An 18,025-nucleotide genomic window follows, 5' to 3' on the forward strand; every position below is an offset into this window, starting at 1 on the left:
CATGAGCAAGGCACCCGCCACCAGTAAATTAAAACGCAGCGCCATTAGCGGTCTGGCGCTGGCGCACGCTGGCATTACGCATATCGGGCATAGGGCACGCCAACTCACGCGTGATGATAGCGACAAGGACGCGGCCAGAGATCAGCACGAAGCTGAACTTGGGCGCATTTTATTTCGCGCACTGAATCAACTCAAAGGCACTGCGCTTAAAGTATCGCAATTGCTAAGTATGGAAGCCGATTTTTTACCTGCCGGCATACGACGCGAATTAGCCAAAGGCTGCTACCAAGTCACGCCACTCAATCGCGCACTAGTTCACAAAGTATTTAGCCGTGAATTTGGTCTCGCACCAGAGCAGATGTTCGCCCAGTTTGAGCCACATTCGTTTGCCGCCGCCAGCCTCGGGCAAGTGCATAGAGCCAGCTTGGCCGATGGTAGCAAAGTCGCGGTTAAAGTGCAGTACCCTGGGATTGCCTCATCAATAGGCAGCGATATCCGCATGCTGCAAGGGCTCTTGCAAACCCTGGCGATGGGTACCGACCTGATGCCACGCAAAGAGCTGATCGATCGCATGATGCATGAGATTGAACACAAGCTGACGGAAGAACTAGATTATGAACATGAGGCAGAACAGTTGCGCTGGTTTGGCGCGCACGTCTCGCTACCAGGCATCGTCATCCCGCAAGCGCTGGGCGAGCAATCGAGCCGCCGCGTGTTAACGATGCAGCATTTGGAAGGCTTGCACCTAGAGCCGTGGTTAGCTACCAATCCAACTCAAACGCAGCGCGACCATTTCGGCCAACTGCTTTACGACTGGTTCTGGCACAGCGTGCGCCAACTTGGTCGCTTACACGCCGATCCACATCCGGGTAACTTTTTGTTTATGCCTGATGGGCAATTAGGCGTACTCGATTTTGGCTGTACCAAAACAATCTCGCAGGATTTTTGCGAAGCCATGGCGCAGGCCTGGACAGCGCTGTTCGATACGCCTTCAGAAGACAACTATGCACAGGTTCGTGCAGCGTATATCGCTATCGGTGTCATTTCGCCAGAATTGAGCTTGGCCGATTTTATTGAAACCTTGATACCAGCAATTACGCCTCTCATCAACTGGCAATTGGAGCCGTTTAGAAGTCAGCATTTTGATTTCAGCAATAAATCCGCTTATCCATCGCCTGAACGCAGTAACAGCAAAACCATGATGAACATCGCCGCAGGTTTTCATGAAGACTTGCCGTATTTTGATCGCGCATTCTTGGGCCTTATGCACATGCTAAAAAAAATAGCTGCGACGGTTGTGACGGGCAACCCATGGACAAAACAAATTTCAAATCAAGAAAAATAAGGAGCACTACTTTGCCGTTCTCCGCGTCTCAGCGGTGAGGGGTTTTGACTTTCTTCATAGTCGGCTGAACAGTAACGTTGATTGTGAAAATCTCTCCTTCATTCAAATACAAGGAAAAAAATGAACTCACAAGTGAGCGCCACGGAAGTACCTGTCTCTAGCGAAATTGCGCGTAGTTTGAGCGGGGCAGATTTTCATGATTGTTACCAGTTTCCGATAAATACGAACACGCCATCGGCGCTGGAACTGTATTTAATGATCATTAGAAAAACCCCCGCATGGGTCAACCGTTTAATGTCCATACGCAATCGCGTCGTTACTTTGTTTGGACTTAAAAATCTAGGGCTTTTGAATGAGTTTAAAGAAAAGCCAGTCAGCGCCTACCGAGTCGGCGACCGCATTGGTATCTTCTCTTTACAATATTTATCAGAGAACGAAATCATCTTGGGTGATTCAGACAAACATCTGAACGTCAAGATATCGGTTTTCAAACAGAGTAAGGGCGAGCAGCATTGCGTCGCCCTGACTACCGTGGTGCACACTCACAATGTACTAGGCCGCGTGTATATGTTTTTTGTTGCACCGGCGCATAAAATTATTGCGCCAGCGGTGCTAACGAAAGGATTATTGTCAGCTTGAAGCTTACCGAAAGCGAGAGCAGAACCGAAAGTCGCTCAGGCAAATTTAAGGCTTAGGCAAATCGACTTTTGTAGGGTGCGCCCTACGCAGCTTAGCTTATCTGTGTAAGTCACAAATTAAATGACATCAAAGAAAATCCTATGCGAAAGCAAAATTGCTGGTACTTAAGTGCAGCATTGCTGTGCTTGTTCATGATAGGCATGCAAATCTTCGTGGGCAGCCCGCAATTGAATGCCCCGATTCAACAGAGCTCCCTGCCTCCTGGCATTCGTGCGATTGCCGAAGTCGCCTGGCGTTCTGTGACCACAGCCTACGGATTGATGATTGTAGCGCTAGCCTATCTATTCATGAATCCGAACAACCGCGCACTCGCCAAGTACATCATTGCCCAACTCCTTGCCTTGTCTATCTTGTTTCTAACTTACAGTATCTCGCGATTTGGCAATGTCACAAGCATGTATCTATGGCCTGTTTTCCTAGTCATAGCATTGACTGTTGGCATGGGCTTGCGTACACGACAAAGCAGTGTTCTATCGCGTTAAAAGCTTTACCAAACTGGTTTAGCAACACATTAAACTCAGTAAGCCGTCGGCCGATAGCGCCAAGTGCGAGATCAGCGCGCTAGTGGCGGTCGGGCGTGCCCCTTACGGTGCGGCGTTAAGCCCAGATGGCAAGCAACTGTACTCAGGCAATCTGGCCGACAATACCGTCTCAGTGATCGATGTCGCCAGCCTCAAAGTAGTCGCCACCATCGCCGGCTTCAAGCAACCGCGTCAAGCCATCGTGTTCACCCGCGACGGCAAGCTAGCCTATGTACTCAACGAAGACCTGAGCATCTCCAAGGTCGACCGCAGCAACCAGCAAATCGTGCAGCAGCTCGCCGCAAAATCCTAACATGGCATAGGCCCAAGGCACATATCCCATGCGGTTCACAGGCCGGCATGCTTGGAGAAGCGCATGGAATATGCGCAGTGGGCTAGTCGGTTTTGAGATCGCTTACGGCATGATAGTTGGAGCGCGCTACGTCTTGCGCTTTGAGTTGGAACCTGGACCAGATCAACGCAAGGCCTGACCCTGGCAGCCTTGACCCTGGCAGCCTCATGCATGTATCTGACCCGGAAAGATATCCGGACCAGGGACATTGTTTTTTACAGAGGTGTTAAGGCTGGCTCAATCAGTAGCCTCGATCAGGCAGCCTTGTCTTCAGGCTTGGATTCACTGACGATGCGCTCATGTTCTGCTGCCCAGGCAGCATCAATGGCATCGACTTTGACAAAAGCCGGACGGCTGCAAACACGTTCAATATAATTCATGACGACAGGTGACTCAGGCACCAGCTTGAAGATGGTACCCACGCGCAAGGCATTGCCCCAGAGTACATCTGCTGCAGTGAATTGCTCACCCAGTAAATATGGTCCCTTTTCCAGTTGCGCCTTGATGATGCCCAGCATGGTGTCAAAATCACCGTAAGGGCACATCGAAGGCATCACTGGCGGATGTTGCGCAAACTTGTCTACCAGTGCAGGCTCATAGCATGCCGCATAGTAGGCCATCCAGCGCAGATAAGGACCGCGCAACTGGCTATCCAGTGCAGGTGTCAGTCCTGCCTGCGGGAACAGGTCAGCCAGATACAAGAATACCGCTACTTGCTCGGTAATGAGCTGGCCACGATGCTCAATTGCAGGTACTTTACCCATGGGGTTGATGGACAGATATTCGCTTTGCCTTTGTTCGCCAGTTTTCATGTTCAAGACATGCAATTGATAAGGTGCGCTCAATTCTTCCAGCATAATCAAAGCTCCTGTAGCGCGTGTTTGTGGAGCGTAGAACAGGGTGATGTTGTCTGTATTTTTCATGGTAAGACCTTTCTTTTTCATTGCGGTGGCGGGATTGCCGGGCCGTTGATGTAAGAATATGCTTTCATACCTGACATCTTTTGTCAGGATTGGTTAATATTTGCTACTATTTTAAGATTTGTACAAAAATAAGGCTTTGCCCATGTATGCGTGCCAGTCGTCTGATTAACATCCTTGCCATCCTGCAGGCGCGCGGTTTTGCTACTGCGCCTGAGTTGGCAGAAGAATGTGCTGTCAATTTGCGTACCATTTATCGCGATATCGACGCCATGAGCGAAGCGGGCATTCCTATTTATAGCGAGCGCGGGTCTGGTGGTGGTTATCGTTTGCTGGATGGCTACCGCACGCAGTTGAATGGCTTGTCCGCCAAGGAGGCAGAAACCTTGTTCATGAGCGGCCTGGCAGGTGCGGCAAGCGACATGGGGCTGGGATCTGTCATGATGGCGGCGCAAAACAAATTGCTGTCTGCCATGCCAGCTTCCCTGCGTGAAGGTGCACTGGAAATGCGTTCCCGCTTTCACCTTGATGCACCCAGCTGGTTTTCCCAGTCGGAACAGCCGCAATACCTGCCTCTGGTGGCTGATGCCGTATGGGAACATAAGCGGATACAGATACGCTACCAGAGCTGGAAAGGCATACGGGAGCGCACGGTGGAGCCTTTGGGCATGGTCATGAAAGCTGGTTCCTGGTATCTGGTCGCTCAAGTCGATGAGCTTCCGCGCACCTACAGAATTTCGCGCATACAGGAAATTTCTGTACTGGATGAGCGTTTCCAGAGGCCAGGCCCATTTGACCTGGCAGCCTACTGGCGCAAATCGACAGAAAAACTGGAGCGCGACATGCACAGCAATATGGCAACACTGCGCCTCTCACCTATTGGTGTGAAATGGCGGGAGCACTTTTTGTCACCGTATGCGTTTTCAGAAATGCAGTTGTCCACTGAAACTGATGCAGAAGGCTGGTGCATAGCCACCATGCCTGTCGGATCTCTGATGATGGCTTGTGCCGATATCTTACGCTTTGGGAACGAAGCAGAAGTGCTGGAGCCGCCAGAGCTGCGCCAAAAAGTCATGGAAGCCATCACCAGTATGAAATCTATCTATAAGACGTAAGTCTTCCGCGTGGCGTCAAAACAAGTAAAGTATTGGTAAATGCTTGCAAGTACTGGGCAGGTCTTGCGTTGACGCATTCTATTCTAATGCAACTCAGTAAGGCGTAATGGGCTTCATCTATTACGCCGTATAAAATCTCAAACAGGCAGCGCCACTGCGCATATTCCATGCGCTTCTTCAAGCACATAGGCGGGCGAGCCGCATGGGATATGCGCGTTGGCGGCATGCGGTTTTGGATTGCTGTGGCCTGGTCGTGTTTGAGATGCAGGGTGCTGTGTGCTGGACTCAGGTCTTGCATCACCCAGTTCATTTGTTTAACCGTTACACACTTTGACTAGTTCGAGATCGATTACGGTGTTTTTTCTCCTCATCCCCACGATTGACGCCAGCTGCCGCCAAACCAATTAGACGGCGAAACGTTGGGCATTCCATGTGGCTAGTCGCTTTGCAAACGGCGGCGTGTTGTAGTCCATCACGCATTGCGGTTAATTTTTGGATGGTGCGATCGAGTTCCCTGGCTTTGTCTAACAAGAGTTGTCGATCAATTTGCGGGGTGCCTTCTGCGCCTAGCATCGGAGAAATTTCAGCCAAGGAAAAACCGGCTGCACGCCCTAAGGCGATGAGCGCCAATCGTTCCAAGATGTTGTTGCCAAAAAGTCGCCGCAGCCCGTGTCGGCCGACCGAACAAATAAGCCCTTTTTCTTCATAAAAACGCAGTGTGGAGGCGGGTAAGCCCGAGCGTTGCGCCACTTCAGCAATATCCATTTAAATAGTCCTTGACCTCAAGTTAACTTGAACTCGTAGGATAGCAGCCTATTTCAATCAAAGAGACTGCCGGAGAGAAAAATGAACGATTTATTGAATGTGGTGTTGATTGGCATTGGAGCGACAGCGGTGATGGATTTATGGAGCCTCATGCGCCAAGCACTGCTCCGCATCCCAATGCCAAACTATGGTTTGCTCGGCCGATGGATTGCGCATATGCCCCGTGGCCGTTTTCGCCATAACAGCATAAAAGATTCCGCAGCTGTACGCGGCGAAGCTATTTTAGGATGGCTGACCCATTATCTGGTGGGCATCACATTCGCTGCCATGCTCGTTGCGATTTGGGGAATGGCTTGGATTGGGCTGCCGACGATTGCCCCCGCCCTGGCCGTCGGCGTAGGAAGCGTGACTGCGCCCTTCTTTTTAATGCAACCGGGGATGGGCGCAGGTATTGCGGCCTCACGCACGCCTCATCCTGCGTCGGCGCGCTTACAGAGTTTGATCACGCACATCGTTTTTGGCTGCGGACTCTATATCGCTGCTCGAATCATAGTGCTGATAGCCTGAATATGAAGCTCAAACCAAATCATCGCCATTTTTCATTGACTACCAAGCCCTCAGGAAAATTCAATGTATATCCCCGCTCGTTTCTCCCCTATCCTATTTAACGCGGTAAGGCGCAATTGCAGGGAGCAATTGGCTTCATCTATTGAACTGTTTGGAATCGCATAAGCATGCCTGCCACTGCGCATATTCCATGCGCTTCTTCAAGCACATCGGCCTGCAGCCCGCATGGAATATGCGCAGTGGGCTTGCCTGTTTTGAGATTGCTTACAATGGGATAGATGGAGCACGCTACGTCTTACCGAGTTACAAGCTTGAATTCAATTGCGTTGCTAACTCTTTTAGTTTTTTGAAGGTAAAACCATGAGGTCAGAGACTGGCTCTAGAACGATTTCAGGGAAGCGTTCTGCGATGGCCTCGGTCATCTGGCGCTCAGCTTCAGGATCTACAGATTCGAGAGCGAATGCCTGTTTCCTGGCGTCTGCACTCGGCCACTGTGCATAGCTGTACCACAAACCATCGGGACCGCGGTGCAGACGAGAGCCAAGCGAGCCACGCTCAGAAAGCAGCAACTCTGAAACGCGTGTCCATGCCCTCACAAATGATACTTCGGCGTCTTCGTGCAGACGCCACCGATACAAAACGGCAAACCCTGGACCTTTTGAACTCATGCGCGCACTCTCTTGGATAGTCATCGAATTTTTTCGCAGCGTGCAGTTTACCATCGAGTTTGCTGCGCATTGCTCATGCTGCTCGTCGAGTGCTCCTTGCTTCACAACGCTGTTGCAACGCAAGACCTGACCTTGGCAGCTCGTTTAATGGTATCCAAAATGCAATAAATATTTCCAAAGCCAGTCCACTACCGGGTTTCAAAAATTTTTTATTAAAGTATCATGCGTAGCCCGTCACGGTGGCGCACATTTCTAGTTAGTCCGTTCTCATATTTTGGAGTTCTAATGCTATCCATCATCGAAATCACAATATCTACCTTTGTTACGAACTCAATGCTTCGCGGACTCGCAGAACGAGCAAAGAACGGTAGATCAAGAATGTTTATTGCAAAAATCAGCGAATGTGACGTTGGTTTTCTTTGCTACGACAACTGGAGCGATCAGTCGTTAGGATTCATTTACGAATTATTTGTACTTCCGGAGTACCGAGGACGAGGCATCGGTAGCAAATTGCTTTCATACTCTGAGGAACTTGCGAAGAGCCTTCACTGCGAATCGATTAGGCTAGAGCCCCGCCCTTTTGATCGCACGATAGATTCAAGCTGGCTTATTTCGTGGTACATCGGGAAAGGATATATGTCAATGCCAAATGACCCAGCAAAGATGGAGAAATTACTTGTTACTAAAGAGGCCTAACCATTTAATCAACCTGACAGCTCAAAGCTACGCTTTGGGTTCCTTCCATGCCTCGGGCATTCCGGCTGCAAGTTATTTCCAACGTTAGGCCTCTCGAAGCTTTATTCACAACACTCGCACAAGAAAGAGATAGTCATGTTTGGTTTTTTTAAAAAAAAGAGGACACCTCTCGATGCTGTGTTCGATACTTTAGATAAACAGAGTGTCAAGGCAATAGGAAGCGTTGCGACGGTTCTGGATATGCAACTACTCCTTTGTCGAAATCGGCCAAACTATACGGCTGAGCTTCAAAGCAAATTTGTGCGAGGCTATCTATTCGGCTTCTTTGACGCAGCTCTACAAAGACTTGGCTCTCCGTGTAAATCTGAGGAAGATGCAATTCTTAGAATCATTGCAGGTCACTCAATCGTTTTTCACGATCAAAACATTGATACCATTCAATACGTGAAAGATAGTGTCAACCTACAAGATGATCCGACATACAAGGCCGCTCATCAGAAGGGAGTTGATGAACTATTTCGGTGTTTCGGAACTGAAGAGAGAAAGCCTGTGGGTCTGATTAAATATTTCATGGAGCTTGAGTGAAAAGCCAAATCGACTGCATAGCAGGTGGGTCTACTACCTCCGCGCACCAACGCGGTAAGGCGTAATCGTAGGGCAATGGAATGGACTCCTCCCCCTACGGCATCAACTGTGCCAAACTGATGAGTCATAAAACTAGTCAGTTCACAGAGGAGAAGTCCAAATGAATATTAGTCGAATTGGTATCGATCTGGCAAAACAAGTTTTTCAATTGCATGGCGTTGATCGATTTGAGAAAGTGGTGATGCGCAAGCAGTTACGTCGTGCGCAAATGCATGAATTTTTCAAAGAATTACCACCTTGTTTAATCGGTATGGAGGCATGTGGTTCCTCGCACTATTGGGCAAGAGAATTAAGCAAGTACGGTCATCAGATCAAGCTTATCGCCGCACAATTCGTCAAGCCCTACGTAAAGAGTGGCAAGAACGATGCCAATGATGCCGAGGCAATTTGTGAGGCAGTTAGTCGTCCGTCAATGCGATTTGTTGCGGTCAAAAATACTGACCAGCAAGTGACTCAAGCAGAACATCGAATTCGCAGTCGCCTAATTCGAGCAAGAACTGCGTTAAGCAATGAAATACGCGGATTGCTTGGTGAGTTTGGTATCGTTATTGGCTTGGGCATTTCTCAGGTTCGTCAAGCCTTACCCATACTGCTGGAACAAACTGATGGACAACTTAATGAGCGCTTCCGCCAATTATTAAGTGAATTGGCAGAAGAATTGAGGCAAGTTGATGACAAAATTAAAGCACATGATCGACGTATTGAAGCGACAGTCAAATCCGATGAGCGAATTCAAAGACTCATGGAAATAGAAGGTGTTGGCCCAATCACCGCCAGCGCTTTGGTTGCGGCAGTAGGCGACGCTACACAATTTACCAATGGCAGAGACATGGCAGCCTGGTTAGGTCTGGTTCCGCGCCAACATTCAAGTGGTGGCAAAGAACGTTTAGGTCACATTAGTAAGCGTGGCGAAACCTATCTCAGAACCTTGCTCATTCATGGTGCACGAGCGGCATTAAATGCCTGCACCAATAAACAAGACCGACGAAGTCGATGGGCACAAGGATTGATGGCAAGGCGAAATCGAAACATTGCGACAGTTGCCTTGGCCAATAAAAACGCCCGCATTGCCTGGGCGGTATTAAGTCGAAAAGAAACCTATAGAAGTGCGGGAATTTAGTGCGAAACGTTGAGACAAAATTGAAGTAGTGACGAGTAACAACCAGCAGTAATTGCGATTTTTGAAGTGATGGCAAACAGGTTAAACCGGCGCTTGAATCACCAGCCTATTGAATAGGCCCTCTATCTTGAAAAAGATAAGGTCGCTAGGGCGTTCTGGAGCAAGCGCGCAGATTCCATTATGGCTCGGGTGCGACGGCACCCAAATAGAAGCCGGATATACGCGAGCAGTTACACCTATTGTCTAAACAAAAAACTTGCAAGATTGGAGGAGTCCATATACGCAATGGGCTTCATCTATTGAGCCATATGAAATCTCATATGCATCCCTGCCACGGCGCATATTCCATGCGCTTCTTCAAGCACATAGGCCTGTAGCCCGCATGGAATATGCGTGTTGGCGGCATGCTGTTTTTGGTTTGCTGTGGCTTGGTCTTGTTTGTATTTCTGTCGTTGTTGTGCGATTGCTGGCCGGTGGTAGACCGGCGGCTACTCCCTTTTCTTGCTTCGCCAAGAAACGGAAGCAAAAGAAGGCGACGCAAAGTCGCTGCCCTGCGGGTACCCGCCTGTGCAGGTCAAAAAATGGGAAATGAAGCAAACTCGCCTGCGGCTCAGACAGCTTCATTTCTAATCCATTTTCTGCCATGCACAAGCGGCAGCGCCACATGCGAACGGCGAAAGTCAACACATCCGTGGTGCGGCGGCCGTCTCTTTGCACAAGCAATGCGCAAGCACATCGCGCTACGGCAATTCGGTGCTGCTGTTGACTTGACTTTTGACTCGGCTTTTGATTTGGGTTTTGACTTGGGTTTTGACCTGGCTTTGGACTTGGCTTTTGACCTGGGGTTTGACTCTGCTTTTGACTCGAATTCGCATGTGGCGCTGCCAATTGTGCGGGGCGGAAAATGGATCAGAAGTGAAGCTGTTTGAGCGTAGCGAGTTTGCTTCATTTCCCATTTTACGACCTGCATAATTGGGTATCCCGCAGGGACAGCGACTTTGCGGCGCCTTTTTTGGCATACCTTTTTTGGCGAAGCAAAAAAGGTATGTAGTTGCCGGTCTACCACCGGCCTGCAATCGCACAACAACGACAGAAGAACAGCAAGCCAGCGCGCATATCCCATGCGCCTCACAGCCCAACATGCTTGAAGAAGCGTATGGAATATGGGCAGTGGCGTTACCTGTTTTGAGATTCAATACGGCGTAATAGATGAGTCATCACGCTTTACCGAGTTGACTTCATATATTAGGCGTAACGTCTCAGTGGCGAATTCGCGCCTTGACCAGGATGTTAGCCAACGGGGCCTGCCCACGCATTGACTTCTCCGGTAGTGACAACGGTGAACGCTTGGCCGAATGAGTAGCCACGCAGGAATTTCTTTTTGAATGGAAGGTAGAGCGCTACAACCAGCCCCCGCTTATGCTCGAAAAGTACTTTGATTGCTTCCGTGGATGGCTGGCCTTGCGGCGTGACCGTGACATTTTCGGCGACACCAATAGCGACCAAATCTCCTTCCCTTACTTGAGCGCGAAGCCCCTCGTGCAGGAGAGGCAAAACCTCTGTGGACTTTGACCTGCCGTTTGGATCGGGTGAAGCGGCAACAAGCCCAACTTTTCCGCTCGCATCGAGCACTGCACCATGCGGAAGAAAATTGCCTCGCTCTTTGAGGCATTTTTCTGAAAATTCAAACAACGGATTGGCAACGACGGCGATGTCATCTTTTAGTTCTGCATATAATTCATCAGTGGACATGATTTGAGTTGCCTACTTGTTTTAATTTTCATTTTACAATACTAACCGAATATGTTAAAAAAGACAATTTTCTTGAATGCATTGAAACCCGCGTGGATATTGACTAAATTTTGTTGTACTGATTATTTAGCCTGTCGAACCAAGCCGGCAAATACATCACGTCAGATAAACCCCGATTATTAGACAATTTTCAAAACAGGCGACGCCACTGCGCATATTCCATGCGCTTCTCCAAGCACACTGCCCTGCAGCCCGCATGGAATATGCGTGTTGGGCTAGGCACTATTTCTATTTGTGTTGAATAAAAAAGCCCGCTGGCAATTGCTTGCACGCGGGCTTTTTAGGCTTTGGCAGCTTAGATCTAAAGTTTAGATTCAAGCTACCAAACGCTGATTTACTTCTTACGCATAGGCGGTAAATCGGTGCAGACGCCTTTGTAGACTTCTGCTGCCATGCCTATCGATTCACCCAGAGTTGGATGCGGATGGATGGTTTTGCCGATATCGACCGCGTCTGCGCCCATCTCGATTGCCAGCGCGATCTCACCTATCATGTCGCCGGCGTGGGTGCCGACCATGGCGCCGCCGACGATGCGTTTGGTTTCCGCATCGAACAGCAATTTGGTGAAGCCTTCGTCACGGCCGTTTGCCACTGCGCGGCCTGAGGCTGCCCATGGGAAATGCCCTTTTTCTAGCTTAATGCCCTTGGCTTTGGCTTCGTCTTCGGTGATCCCTACCCATGCCACTTCAGGATCGGTGTAAGCCACCGATGGGATGACCTTGGCGTCGAAAAAGGCTTTCTCGCCAAACGCTGCTTCGGCTGCGACATGCGCTTCATGTACGGCCTTGTGCGCCAGCATAGGTTGGCCGACCAAGTCACCGATGGCGAAGATATGCGGCACGTTGGTACGCATCTGCTTATCGACGTTGATGAACCCGCGATCCGTCACTGCCACGCCAGCCTGGTCGGCGGCGATCTTCTTGCCGTTAGGGCTGCGGCCTACCGCAACCAATACCAGATCGTACAGCTGTGGAGCTGGTGCTGCAGCGCCCGCTTCTGCCGCTTCAAACGTCACCTTGATGCCTTCAGGCAGCGCTTCTACGGCTACGGTTTTGGTCTTCAACATGATATTGTCGAAGCGTTTTTCGTTGAACTTTTGCCAGACCTTGACCATGTCGCGGTCTGCGCCTTGCATCAGGCCGTCCATCATCTCAACCACGTCGATGCGCGCACCTAAGGTCGAATACACGGTCGCCATTTCCAGGCCGATGATGCCGCCGCCTATGACCAGCATGCGTTTAGGGATCTGACGCAATTCCAGCGCACCGGTGCTATCGACGATACGCGGATCAACTGGTACAAATGGCAGGTTCACCACCGCAGAGCCGGCAGCGATAATCGCCTGCTTGAACTGTATGGTTTTTTGCGTGCCATCGGCCGCAGTAACGGTGATGTGGTGCGGGCTGACGAACTGGCCGACACCCTGTACCACATTGACCTTACGCGCCTTGGCCATGCCGGACAAGCCTGTGGTCATTTTTTTGATGACGCCTTCTTTGTAGCCGCGCAAAGCATCAATATCGATTGCCGGTGCGGCAAACGTCACGCCATGCTTGGCCATAGAAGCGGTTTCATCGATCACGGCAGCCACGTGCAGCAAAGCTTTGGACGGAATACAACCGACATTGAGACAGACGCCGCCGAGTGTCGAATATTTCTCGACCAGCACGGTATTCATGCCCAGATCCGCCGAGCGGAAAGCCGCCGAATAGCCGCCCGGACCTGCGCCCAACACCATCATGTCGCATTCAACATCGACTTGACCGGCATAGCTGGAAGCGGCTGGTGCAGCCGTAAGCACTGCTGCCGGTGCTGCTACTGCAGTTGGTGTTACTGCGGCTGTAGCGGGGGCTGGAGCTGGGGCTGCTGCAGCGGGTGCCGCTACTGGCGCAGCATCGGCGCTTGCCGTCACTACTGCCAGCAAAGAACCTTCGGCGATCTTGTCACCAATCTTAACCTTCAGTTCGGTGATGACACCGGCGTGGCTGGAAGGGATCTCCATGCTGGCCTTGTCTGACTCTACCGTCACCAGTGATTGATCGACCTTGACGGTGTCGCCCACTTTGACCAGTAATTCTATGACTTCAACTTCTTTAAAATCGCCGATGTCCGGTACTTTAATTTCTATCGTGCTCATTATTAGTCTCCGCTTACAGTAAGGTTTTACGCAGATCGGACAAGACATCGCCCAGATACGCAGAGAACTTGGCCGCCATCGCGCCGTCTATCACGCGGTGATCGTAGGACAGCGACATAGGCAGAATCAGGCGCGGCACGAATTGCTTGCCATCCCAAACTGGCTTCATGGAAGACTTGGAGAGACCCAGAATCGCCACTTCAGGCGCATTGATGATAGGCGTAAATGCCGTACCGCCGATGCCGCCGAGCGAAGAAATCGTGAAAGTCGCGCCCTGCATGTCAGCAGGCTTGAGCTTGCCGTCTCTTGCCTGCGCCGACAACTCGCCCATCTCTAGCGCGATTTGCGACAGGGTTTTCTGGTCAGCGTTTTTAATCACCGGCACCATCAAGCCATTTGGCGTATCGGCGGCAAAGCCGATGTTGTAGTAAGACTTCAGGATCAGGTTTTCACCGGTGGCGTCTAGCGAAGCATTGAAGGCCTTGAATTTCTTCAGTGCCGCAACGCTAGCCTTGATCACAAAGGCCAGCATGGTCAACTTAACGCCAGACTTGACCAAAGCATCATTGGACGATTTACGGAATTCTTCCAGACCTGTGATATCGGCTTCGTCAAAATGCGTCACGTGCGGGATCATCACCCAGTTGCGGTGCAAATTAGGGCCACTGAGTTTTTTGATGCGTGACAGAGGCAGTAATTCGGTCGCGCCGAATTTACTAAAGTCGAGTGAAGGCCAAGGCAACAGATTGATACCCAAGCCGCTACCATTGGTGGCACCACCAGCACCACCAGCACTGGCGGCCAATGCCGGTGCCGCAGTCGATGAGGACATGATGCCCTTAACGAAGTTTTGTACGTCTTCTTCGGTAATCCGGCCTTTTTGGCCTGATCCGGAAACGCGCGTCAAATCAACCCCGAGTTCACGCGCAAACTTACGTATCGATGGCGAAGCATGCGCATTACCGGCTGGCGTTACCGAAGTAAGCTCGGCTGGTGCGGCTGATGCTGCGGCCGGTGCAGCTGGTGCAGGCACGGCGGCGACTGCTGCAACTGGTGTCGCGGCGGCAGCAGCAACGGCGGCTGGTGCGGCTGCAGCCACAGCGGCAGCGACGGGTGCTGCACTAGCAGAAACAGCGGCATCACCAGCAGCTTCTACGATCAACAGCAAAGAACCTTCGGCGATTTTGTCACCGACTTTAACTTTAATCTCTTTAACGACACCGGCGTGGCTGGAAGGGATTTCCATGCTGGCCTTGTCTGATTCTACCGTCACCAGTGATTGATCAAGCTTGACGGTATCGCCTACCTTGACCATCAACTCTATGACTTCTACTTCCTTGAAATCGCCGATATCCGGCACTTTGACTTCGATTGCACTCATAGTATTCACTCCGCTTTGCTTTTATGTAGGGTGGGCATTTTTTGCCCACCATGCCTAAATCAACCGCGTGGGCACAAGATCGGTGCCCACCCTACGCATATTTTTACACCGACACTGGATTGGCTTTTTCAGCATCGATGCCGTACTTGGCAATCGCCTGCGCCACTACCGATGCAGAAATCGCACCTTCGTCGGCCAGCGATTTCAAGGCAGCGATCACGACAAAATAGCGATTCACTTCAAAGAACTCACGCAATTTAGCACGAGAATCGGAGCGACCAAAACCATCGGTACCCAAGACCTTGTAGCTGCGGCCCTTAGGAATAAAGGCACGCACCTGCTCGGCAAAAGTACGCATGTAATCGGTAGAGACCACGATAGGACCCTGAGTATCTTTCAGGCAGTCGGTGATGTAAGGCAGACGTGCATCGTCGGTTGGATGCAACATATTCCAGCGCTCTGCGTCTTGGCCATCACGTGCCAGCAAGGTAAACGATGGTGCCGACCAGACGTCAGCGGCAATACCCCAGTCAGCAAACAGCAGATCAGAGGCTGCGATCACTTCACGCAAGATCGTGCCCGAACCCATCAGTTGTACGCGGTGCTTGGTCGTCTCAGGCGATTTTTGCAACTGATACAGCCCCTTGATGATGCCGTCTTCCTGGCCGGCTTTCAGGCCAGGATGGCTGTAATTTTCGTTCATGATGGTGATGTAATAAAACACATCTTCCTGATTGCTGACCATGCGGCGCAGACCATCATGGATGATGACCGCTACTTCGTGCGCAAACGTAGGATCGTAAGGCACGCAGTTAGGGATGGTCGAGGCCAAGACGTGGCTATGACCATCTTCATGTTGCAGACCTTCACCATTTAAGGTCGTACGGCCTGCGGTACCGGCCATCAGGAAACCGCGTGAACGCATGTCGCCAGCCGCCCAAGCTAAATCGCCGACGCGCTGCAAACCGAACATAGAGTAGTAGGTGTAAAACGGAATCATCACGCGGTTATTGGTCGAGTAAGAAGTCGCGGCAGCGATCCATGAACTCATACCGCCGGCTTCATTGATACCTTCTTGTAGAATCTGGCCGGCCTTATCTTCGCGGTAGTACATCACCTGATCTTTATCGACAGGCTCATACAATTGCCCGACTTGACTAAAGATACCGATCTGACGGAACAGACCTTCCATACCAAAGGTGCGCGACTCGTCGACCATGATAGGCACGATACGCTGACCCAGGCTGGAATCACGCAATAAGGCGGTCAAGACACGCACATAAGCTGCGGTAGTCGAAATTTCACGACCTTCGGCGGTTGGCTCGAGCATCGCCTGGAACGCAGTCAATTCTGGCACCACCAGTACTTCATCGGCTTTTTGGCGGCGTTGCGGCAAGTAACCACCGAGCGCAGCACGGCGCTCTTGCAGATACTTCATCTCTGGTGTGTCATCAGATGGTTTGAAGAAAGGAATCGCGGGCAACTCGGCATCCGAAATCGGCAACTGGAAGCGATCACGCAAAGCCTTAATCGCTTCGTCATCAAGTTTTTTGGTATTGTGGGCGGTATTGCGCGCCTCACCAGATTTACCGAAACCAAAACCTTTAACGCTCTTCACCAGCAAGACTGTCGGTTGACCTTTGTGCTCTTGCGCCACTTTAAAGGCTGCGTAAATCTTGTGCGGATCATGGCCACCGCGGGTCAGACGCCAGATATCGTCATCCGACATTTGCGCGACCATCTCTAATAATTTAGGGTGTTTGCCAAAGAAATGGCTGCGTACATAGGCACCATCTTTGGCTTTGTAATTCTGGTATTCGCCATCCACGGTTTCCATCATGACTTTTTGCAAGATGCCGTCTTTGTCCTTGGCCAGCAAGGCATCCCAGCCCTCGCCCCAAATGACTTTAACCACATTCCAGCCAGCACCACGGAAATCGGATTCCAACTCTTGAATGATCTTGCCATTACCACGCACCGGACCATCCAGACGCTGTAGATTGCAGTTGACCACGATGATCAGGTTATCGAGTTGTTCGCGGCCTGCCATACCGATTGCGCCCATCGATTCAGGCTCATCCATCTCGCCGTCGCCACAAAAGGCCCAAACCTTACGATTGGCTGTATCGGCAATGCCACGCGCATGCAGGTATTTCAGGAAACGCGCCTGGTAGATAGACATCAAAGGGCCCAAGCCCATAGACACGGTAGGGAACTGCCAAAAGTCTGGCATCAATTTCGGATGCGGGTAGGAAGATAAACCCTTGCCATCGACTTCACGGCGGAAATGCAGCAATTGCTCTTCGGTCAGACGGCCTTCCAGGAAAGCACGCGCATACACGCCCGGTGAAGAATGGCCCTGGATGTACAGCAAATCGCCGCCATGGTCTTCGGTAGGCGCATGCCAGAAGTGATTGAAACCGATGCCCAACATATTCGCCAGCGAGGCAAAACTAGACAGATGACCACCCAGATCGCCATCCAGACGATTCGCCTTAACCACCATCGCCATCGCATTCCAGCGCATCATGGAGCGCAGTTTTTCTTCAATCTCGAGATTGCCCGGGCAATGCGCACCGACATCGGCCGGTATCGTATTGACATAGGCGGTATTGCTGGAAAAAGGGATATGCGAACCACGGCGACGCGCCAGATCTACCATACGCTCCATCAGGTAATGCGCGCGCTCAGGGCCTTCATTGTCGATCACGGACTCTAAGGCCGACAACCATTCATTGGTTTCGATGACATCAGGATCATTGATGGCTTGCGCCAAAACTTGGTCTATCTGGGGTGACATAAAGAATCTCCTCTTTCCTAGTGGGTGCGCTTATTGGGAGTGCGCTATGGACGTAACGACAACAAAATAGAATCTCAAAACTGCGGGCAAACCGAGTACAAATTGCACATCATTGTATTAGTGTGGGTATTCTAACAGGAGTTTTTCAATTTTTCAAATGGCGGTTCGTGATTTCATATTGTGGTATTTGTGCTGCAGTGCAAAAATATTTACCTAGCGTTCTCCTGTGACTTGCAGCGCATTCGGCAGCACGCGGACATAAAACAAAAAAACGATATAAGTAGTATTTACACAAGCGCTTCCCAGTCTTTTCACCTAAATGCGCTATTTTTTTGGGGCTATGCGCAATATCCATGCGCCTTCCCGAGCATAAATGGCTTGCAAGGCGCATGGATATTGCGCAACGCATTTTGAATTTTTTAAAAAAACCACCTCATCGCACGCAGCACAGCTTGCGCAAAAACCATCACAAAGCACACTTA

The 18,025-nt window shown here is 50.7% G+C and carries 18 protein-coding genes; 11 read left to right on the forward strand and 7 right to left on the reverse strand.

Annotation, left to right across the window (positions count from 1 at the left end; all coding sequences use genetic code 11):
- The first annotated feature begins 1 nt into the window (after nt 1).
- From EJN92_RS00965 to EJN92_RS21370, 5 genes are all read left to right on the forward strand, one after another.
- Entirely contained in the window at nt 2-1,345 is a 1,344-nt protein-coding gene (locus tag EJN92_RS00965; RefSeq protein WP_126126124.1) for an ABC1 kinase family protein, read from the forward strand.
- Between the two features lie 120 nt (nt 1,346-1,465).
- Nucleotides 1,466-1,984: a DUF2867 domain-containing protein gene (locus EJN92_RS00970; protein ID WP_126126125.1), complete on the forward strand. Its 519-nt coding sequence runs from the start codon at nt 1,466-1,468 to the stop codon at nt 1,982-1,984.
- Nucleotides 1,985-2,124: 140 nt separating this feature from the next.
- Nucleotides 2,125-2,526 carry a hypothetical protein gene (locus EJN92_RS00975; RefSeq protein ID WP_126126126.1) on the forward strand — a complete coding sequence of 134 codons (402 nt, stop codon included), beginning with the start codon at nt 2,125-2,127 and terminating at the stop codon, nt 2,524-2,526.
- A gap of 82 nt (nt 2,527-2,608) precedes the next feature.
- Complete coding sequence (locus EJN92_RS00980) at nt 2,609-2,878, forward strand: YncE family protein (RefSeq protein WP_227869643.1); 270 nt, start codon at nt 2,609-2,611, stop codon at nt 2,876-2,878.
- 28 nt (nt 2,879-2,906) lie between these two features.
- Nucleotides 2,907-3,056 carry a hypothetical protein gene (locus EJN92_RS21370; protein ID WP_157984285.1) on the forward strand — a complete coding sequence of 50 codons (150 nt, stop codon included), beginning with the start codon at nt 2,907-2,909 and terminating at the stop codon, nt 3,054-3,056.
- A 115-nt stretch (nt 3,057-3,171) separates the two neighbouring features.
- Here the strand turns inward: EJN92_RS21370 and EJN92_RS00985 are convergent, their stop codons facing one another.
- The gene (locus EJN92_RS00985; protein WP_126126128.1) at nt 3,172-3,840 is read right to left on the reverse strand and encodes a glutathione S-transferase family protein; all 669 of its coding nucleotides are present in this window, start codon (nt 3,838-3,840) and stop codon (nt 3,172-3,174) included.
- Between the two features lie 146 nt (nt 3,841-3,986).
- On the opposite strand from EJN92_RS00985, the gene EJN92_RS00990 reads away from it, so the two are divergent.
- Nucleotides 3,987-4,952: a helix-turn-helix transcriptional regulator gene (locus EJN92_RS00990; protein ID WP_126126129.1), complete on the forward strand. Its 966-nt coding sequence runs from the start codon at nt 3,987-3,989 to the stop codon at nt 4,950-4,952.
- A gap of 321 nt (nt 4,953-5,273) precedes the next feature.
- Here EJN92_RS00990 and EJN92_RS00995 read toward each other — a convergent pair whose 3' ends face one another.
- The gene (locus EJN92_RS00995; RefSeq protein ID WP_126126130.1) at nt 5,274-5,717 is read right to left on the reverse strand and encodes a helix-turn-helix domain-containing protein; all 444 of its coding nucleotides are present in this window, start codon (nt 5,715-5,717) and stop codon (nt 5,274-5,276) included.
- A gap of 81 nt (nt 5,718-5,798) precedes the next feature.
- Between EJN92_RS00995 and EJN92_RS01000 the strand changes: the two genes are divergently transcribed.
- A complete protein-coding gene (locus tag EJN92_RS01000; protein ID WP_126126131.1) occupies nt 5,799-6,284 on the forward strand; it encodes a DUF2938 domain-containing protein in 486 nt (161 codons plus the stop codon).
- 338 nt (nt 6,285-6,622) lie between these two features.
- On the opposite strand, the gene EJN92_RS01005 is transcribed toward EJN92_RS01000, so the two are convergent.
- Nucleotides 6,623-6,952 carry an antibiotic biosynthesis monooxygenase family protein gene (locus EJN92_RS01005; protein ID WP_126126132.1) on the reverse strand — a complete coding sequence of 110 codons (330 nt, stop codon included), beginning with the start codon at nt 6,950-6,952 and terminating at the stop codon, nt 6,623-6,625.
- A 285-nt stretch (nt 6,953-7,237) separates the two neighbouring features.
- Here EJN92_RS01005 and EJN92_RS01010 point away from each other — a divergent pair, with 285 nt between their 5' ends.
- From EJN92_RS01010 to EJN92_RS01025, 4 genes are all read left to right on the forward strand, one after another.
- Nucleotides 7,238-7,648: a GNAT family N-acetyltransferase gene (locus EJN92_RS01010; protein ID WP_157984286.1), complete on the forward strand. Its 411-nt coding sequence runs from the start codon at nt 7,238-7,240 to the stop codon at nt 7,646-7,648.
- Between the two features lie 135 nt (nt 7,649-7,783).
- The gene (locus tag EJN92_RS01015) at nt 7,784-8,233 is read left to right on the forward strand and encodes a hypothetical protein (protein WP_126126134.1); all 450 of its coding nucleotides are present in this window, start codon (nt 7,784-7,786) and stop codon (nt 8,231-8,233) included.
- A gap of 160 nt (nt 8,234-8,393) precedes the next feature.
- A complete protein-coding gene (locus EJN92_RS01020) occupies nt 8,394-9,413 on the forward strand; it encodes an IS110 family RNA-guided transposase (protein ID WP_126126135.1) in 1,020 nt (339 codons plus the stop codon).
- 722 nt (nt 9,414-10,135) lie between these two features.
- Entirely contained in the window at nt 10,136-10,342 is a 207-nt protein-coding gene (locus tag EJN92_RS01025; protein WP_126126136.1) for a hypothetical protein, read from the forward strand.
- 361 nt (nt 10,343-10,703) lie between these two features.
- Here EJN92_RS01025 and EJN92_RS01030 read toward each other — a convergent pair whose 3' ends face one another.
- The 4 genes from EJN92_RS01030 to aceE form a co-directional block, all read right to left on the reverse strand.
- On the reverse strand, nt 10,704-11,165 hold the full coding sequence (locus tag EJN92_RS01030; protein ID WP_126126137.1) for a hypothetical protein: 462 nt from the start codon (nt 11,163-11,165) through the stop codon (nt 10,704-10,706).
- Between the two features lie 394 nt (nt 11,166-11,559).
- The gene (gene lpdA / locus EJN92_RS01035) at nt 11,560-13,362 is read right to left on the reverse strand and encodes a dihydrolipoyl dehydrogenase (protein ID WP_126126138.1); all 1,803 of its coding nucleotides are present in this window, start codon (nt 13,360-13,362) and stop codon (nt 11,560-11,562) included.
- Nucleotides 13,363-13,375: 13 nt separating this feature from the next.
- Nucleotides 13,376-14,743, reverse strand: coding sequence for a dihydrolipoyllysine-residue acetyltransferase (gene aceF, locus EJN92_RS01040; RefSeq protein ID WP_126126139.1), 1,368 nt, complete (start codon nt 14,741-14,743; stop codon nt 13,376-13,378).
- A 103-nt stretch (nt 14,744-14,846) separates the two neighbouring features.
- Nucleotides 14,847-17,543 (reverse strand): pyruvate dehydrogenase (acetyl-transferring), homodimeric type, encoded by a 2,697-nt coding sequence (aceE, locus tag EJN92_RS01045; RefSeq protein WP_126126140.1) that lies wholly within the window; start codon nt 17,541-17,543, stop codon nt 14,847-14,849.
- Nucleotides 17,544-18,025: the final 482 nt, after the last annotated feature.

This window comes from Undibacterium parvum, assembly GCF_003955735.1.
In the GTDB taxonomy this organism is placed as follows: Bacteria; Pseudomonadota; Gammaproteobacteria; order Burkholderiales; family Burkholderiaceae_D; genus Undibacterium; species Undibacterium parvum.

Excerpts from the sequence above, each read along its gene's own strand:
- EJN92_RS00965 (WP_126126124.1), top strand. The coding sequence starts at position 2 with ATGAGCAAGGCACCCGCCACCAGTAAATTAAAACGCAGCGCCATTAGC.
- EJN92_RS00970 (WP_126126125.1), top strand. The coding sequence starts at position 1,466 with ATGAACTCACAAGTGAGCGCCACGGAAGTACCTGTCTCTAGCGAAATT.
- EJN92_RS00975 (WP_126126126.1), top strand. The coding sequence starts at position 2,125 with ATGCGAAAGCAAAATTGCTGGTACTTAAGTGCAGCATTGCTGTGCTTG.
- EJN92_RS21370 (WP_157984285.1), top strand. The coding sequence starts at position 2,907 with ATGCGGTTCACAGGCCGGCATGCTTGGAGAAGCGCATGGAATATGCGC.
- EJN92_RS00985 (WP_126126128.1), bottom strand. The coding sequence starts at position 3,840 with ATGAAAAATACAGACAACATCACCCTGTTCTACGCTCCACAAACACGC.
- EJN92_RS00990 (WP_126126129.1), top strand. The coding sequence starts at position 3,987 with ATGCGTGCCAGTCGTCTGATTAACATCCTTGCCATCCTGCAGGCGCGC.
- EJN92_RS00995 (WP_126126130.1), bottom strand. The coding sequence starts at position 5,717 with ATGGATATTGCTGAAGTGGCGCAACGCTCGGGCTTACCCGCCTCCACA.
- EJN92_RS01000 (WP_126126131.1), top strand. The coding sequence starts at position 5,799 with ATGAACGATTTATTGAATGTGGTGTTGATTGGCATTGGAGCGACAGCG.
- EJN92_RS01005 (WP_126126132.1), bottom strand. The coding sequence starts at position 6,952 with ATGAGTTCAAAAGGTCCAGGGTTTGCCGTTTTGTATCGGTGGCGTCTG.
- EJN92_RS01010 (WP_157984286.1), top strand. The coding sequence starts at position 7,238 with ATGCTATCCATCATCGAAATCACAATATCTACCTTTGTTACGAACTCA.
- EJN92_RS01015 (WP_126126134.1), top strand. The coding sequence starts at position 7,784 with ATGTTTGGTTTTTTTAAAAAAAAGAGGACACCTCTCGATGCTGTGTTC.
- EJN92_RS01020 (WP_126126135.1), top strand. The coding sequence starts at position 8,394 with ATGAATATTAGTCGAATTGGTATCGATCTGGCAAAACAAGTTTTTCAA.
- EJN92_RS01025 (WP_126126136.1), top strand. The coding sequence starts at position 10,136 with ATGCGCAAGCACATCGCGCTACGGCAATTCGGTGCTGCTGTTGACTTG.
- EJN92_RS01030 (WP_126126137.1), bottom strand. The coding sequence starts at position 11,165 with ATGTCCACTGATGAATTATATGCAGAACTAAAAGATGACATCGCCGTC.
- lpdA (WP_126126138.1), bottom strand. The coding sequence starts at position 13,362 with ATGAGCACGATAGAAATTAAAGTACCGGACATCGGCGATTTTAAAGAA.
- aceF (WP_126126139.1), bottom strand. The coding sequence starts at position 14,743 with ATGAGTGCAATCGAAGTCAAAGTGCCGGATATCGGCGATTTCAAGGAA.
- aceE (WP_126126140.1), bottom strand. The coding sequence starts at position 17,543 with ATGTCACCCCAGATAGACCAAGTTTTGGCGCAAGCCATCAATGATCCT.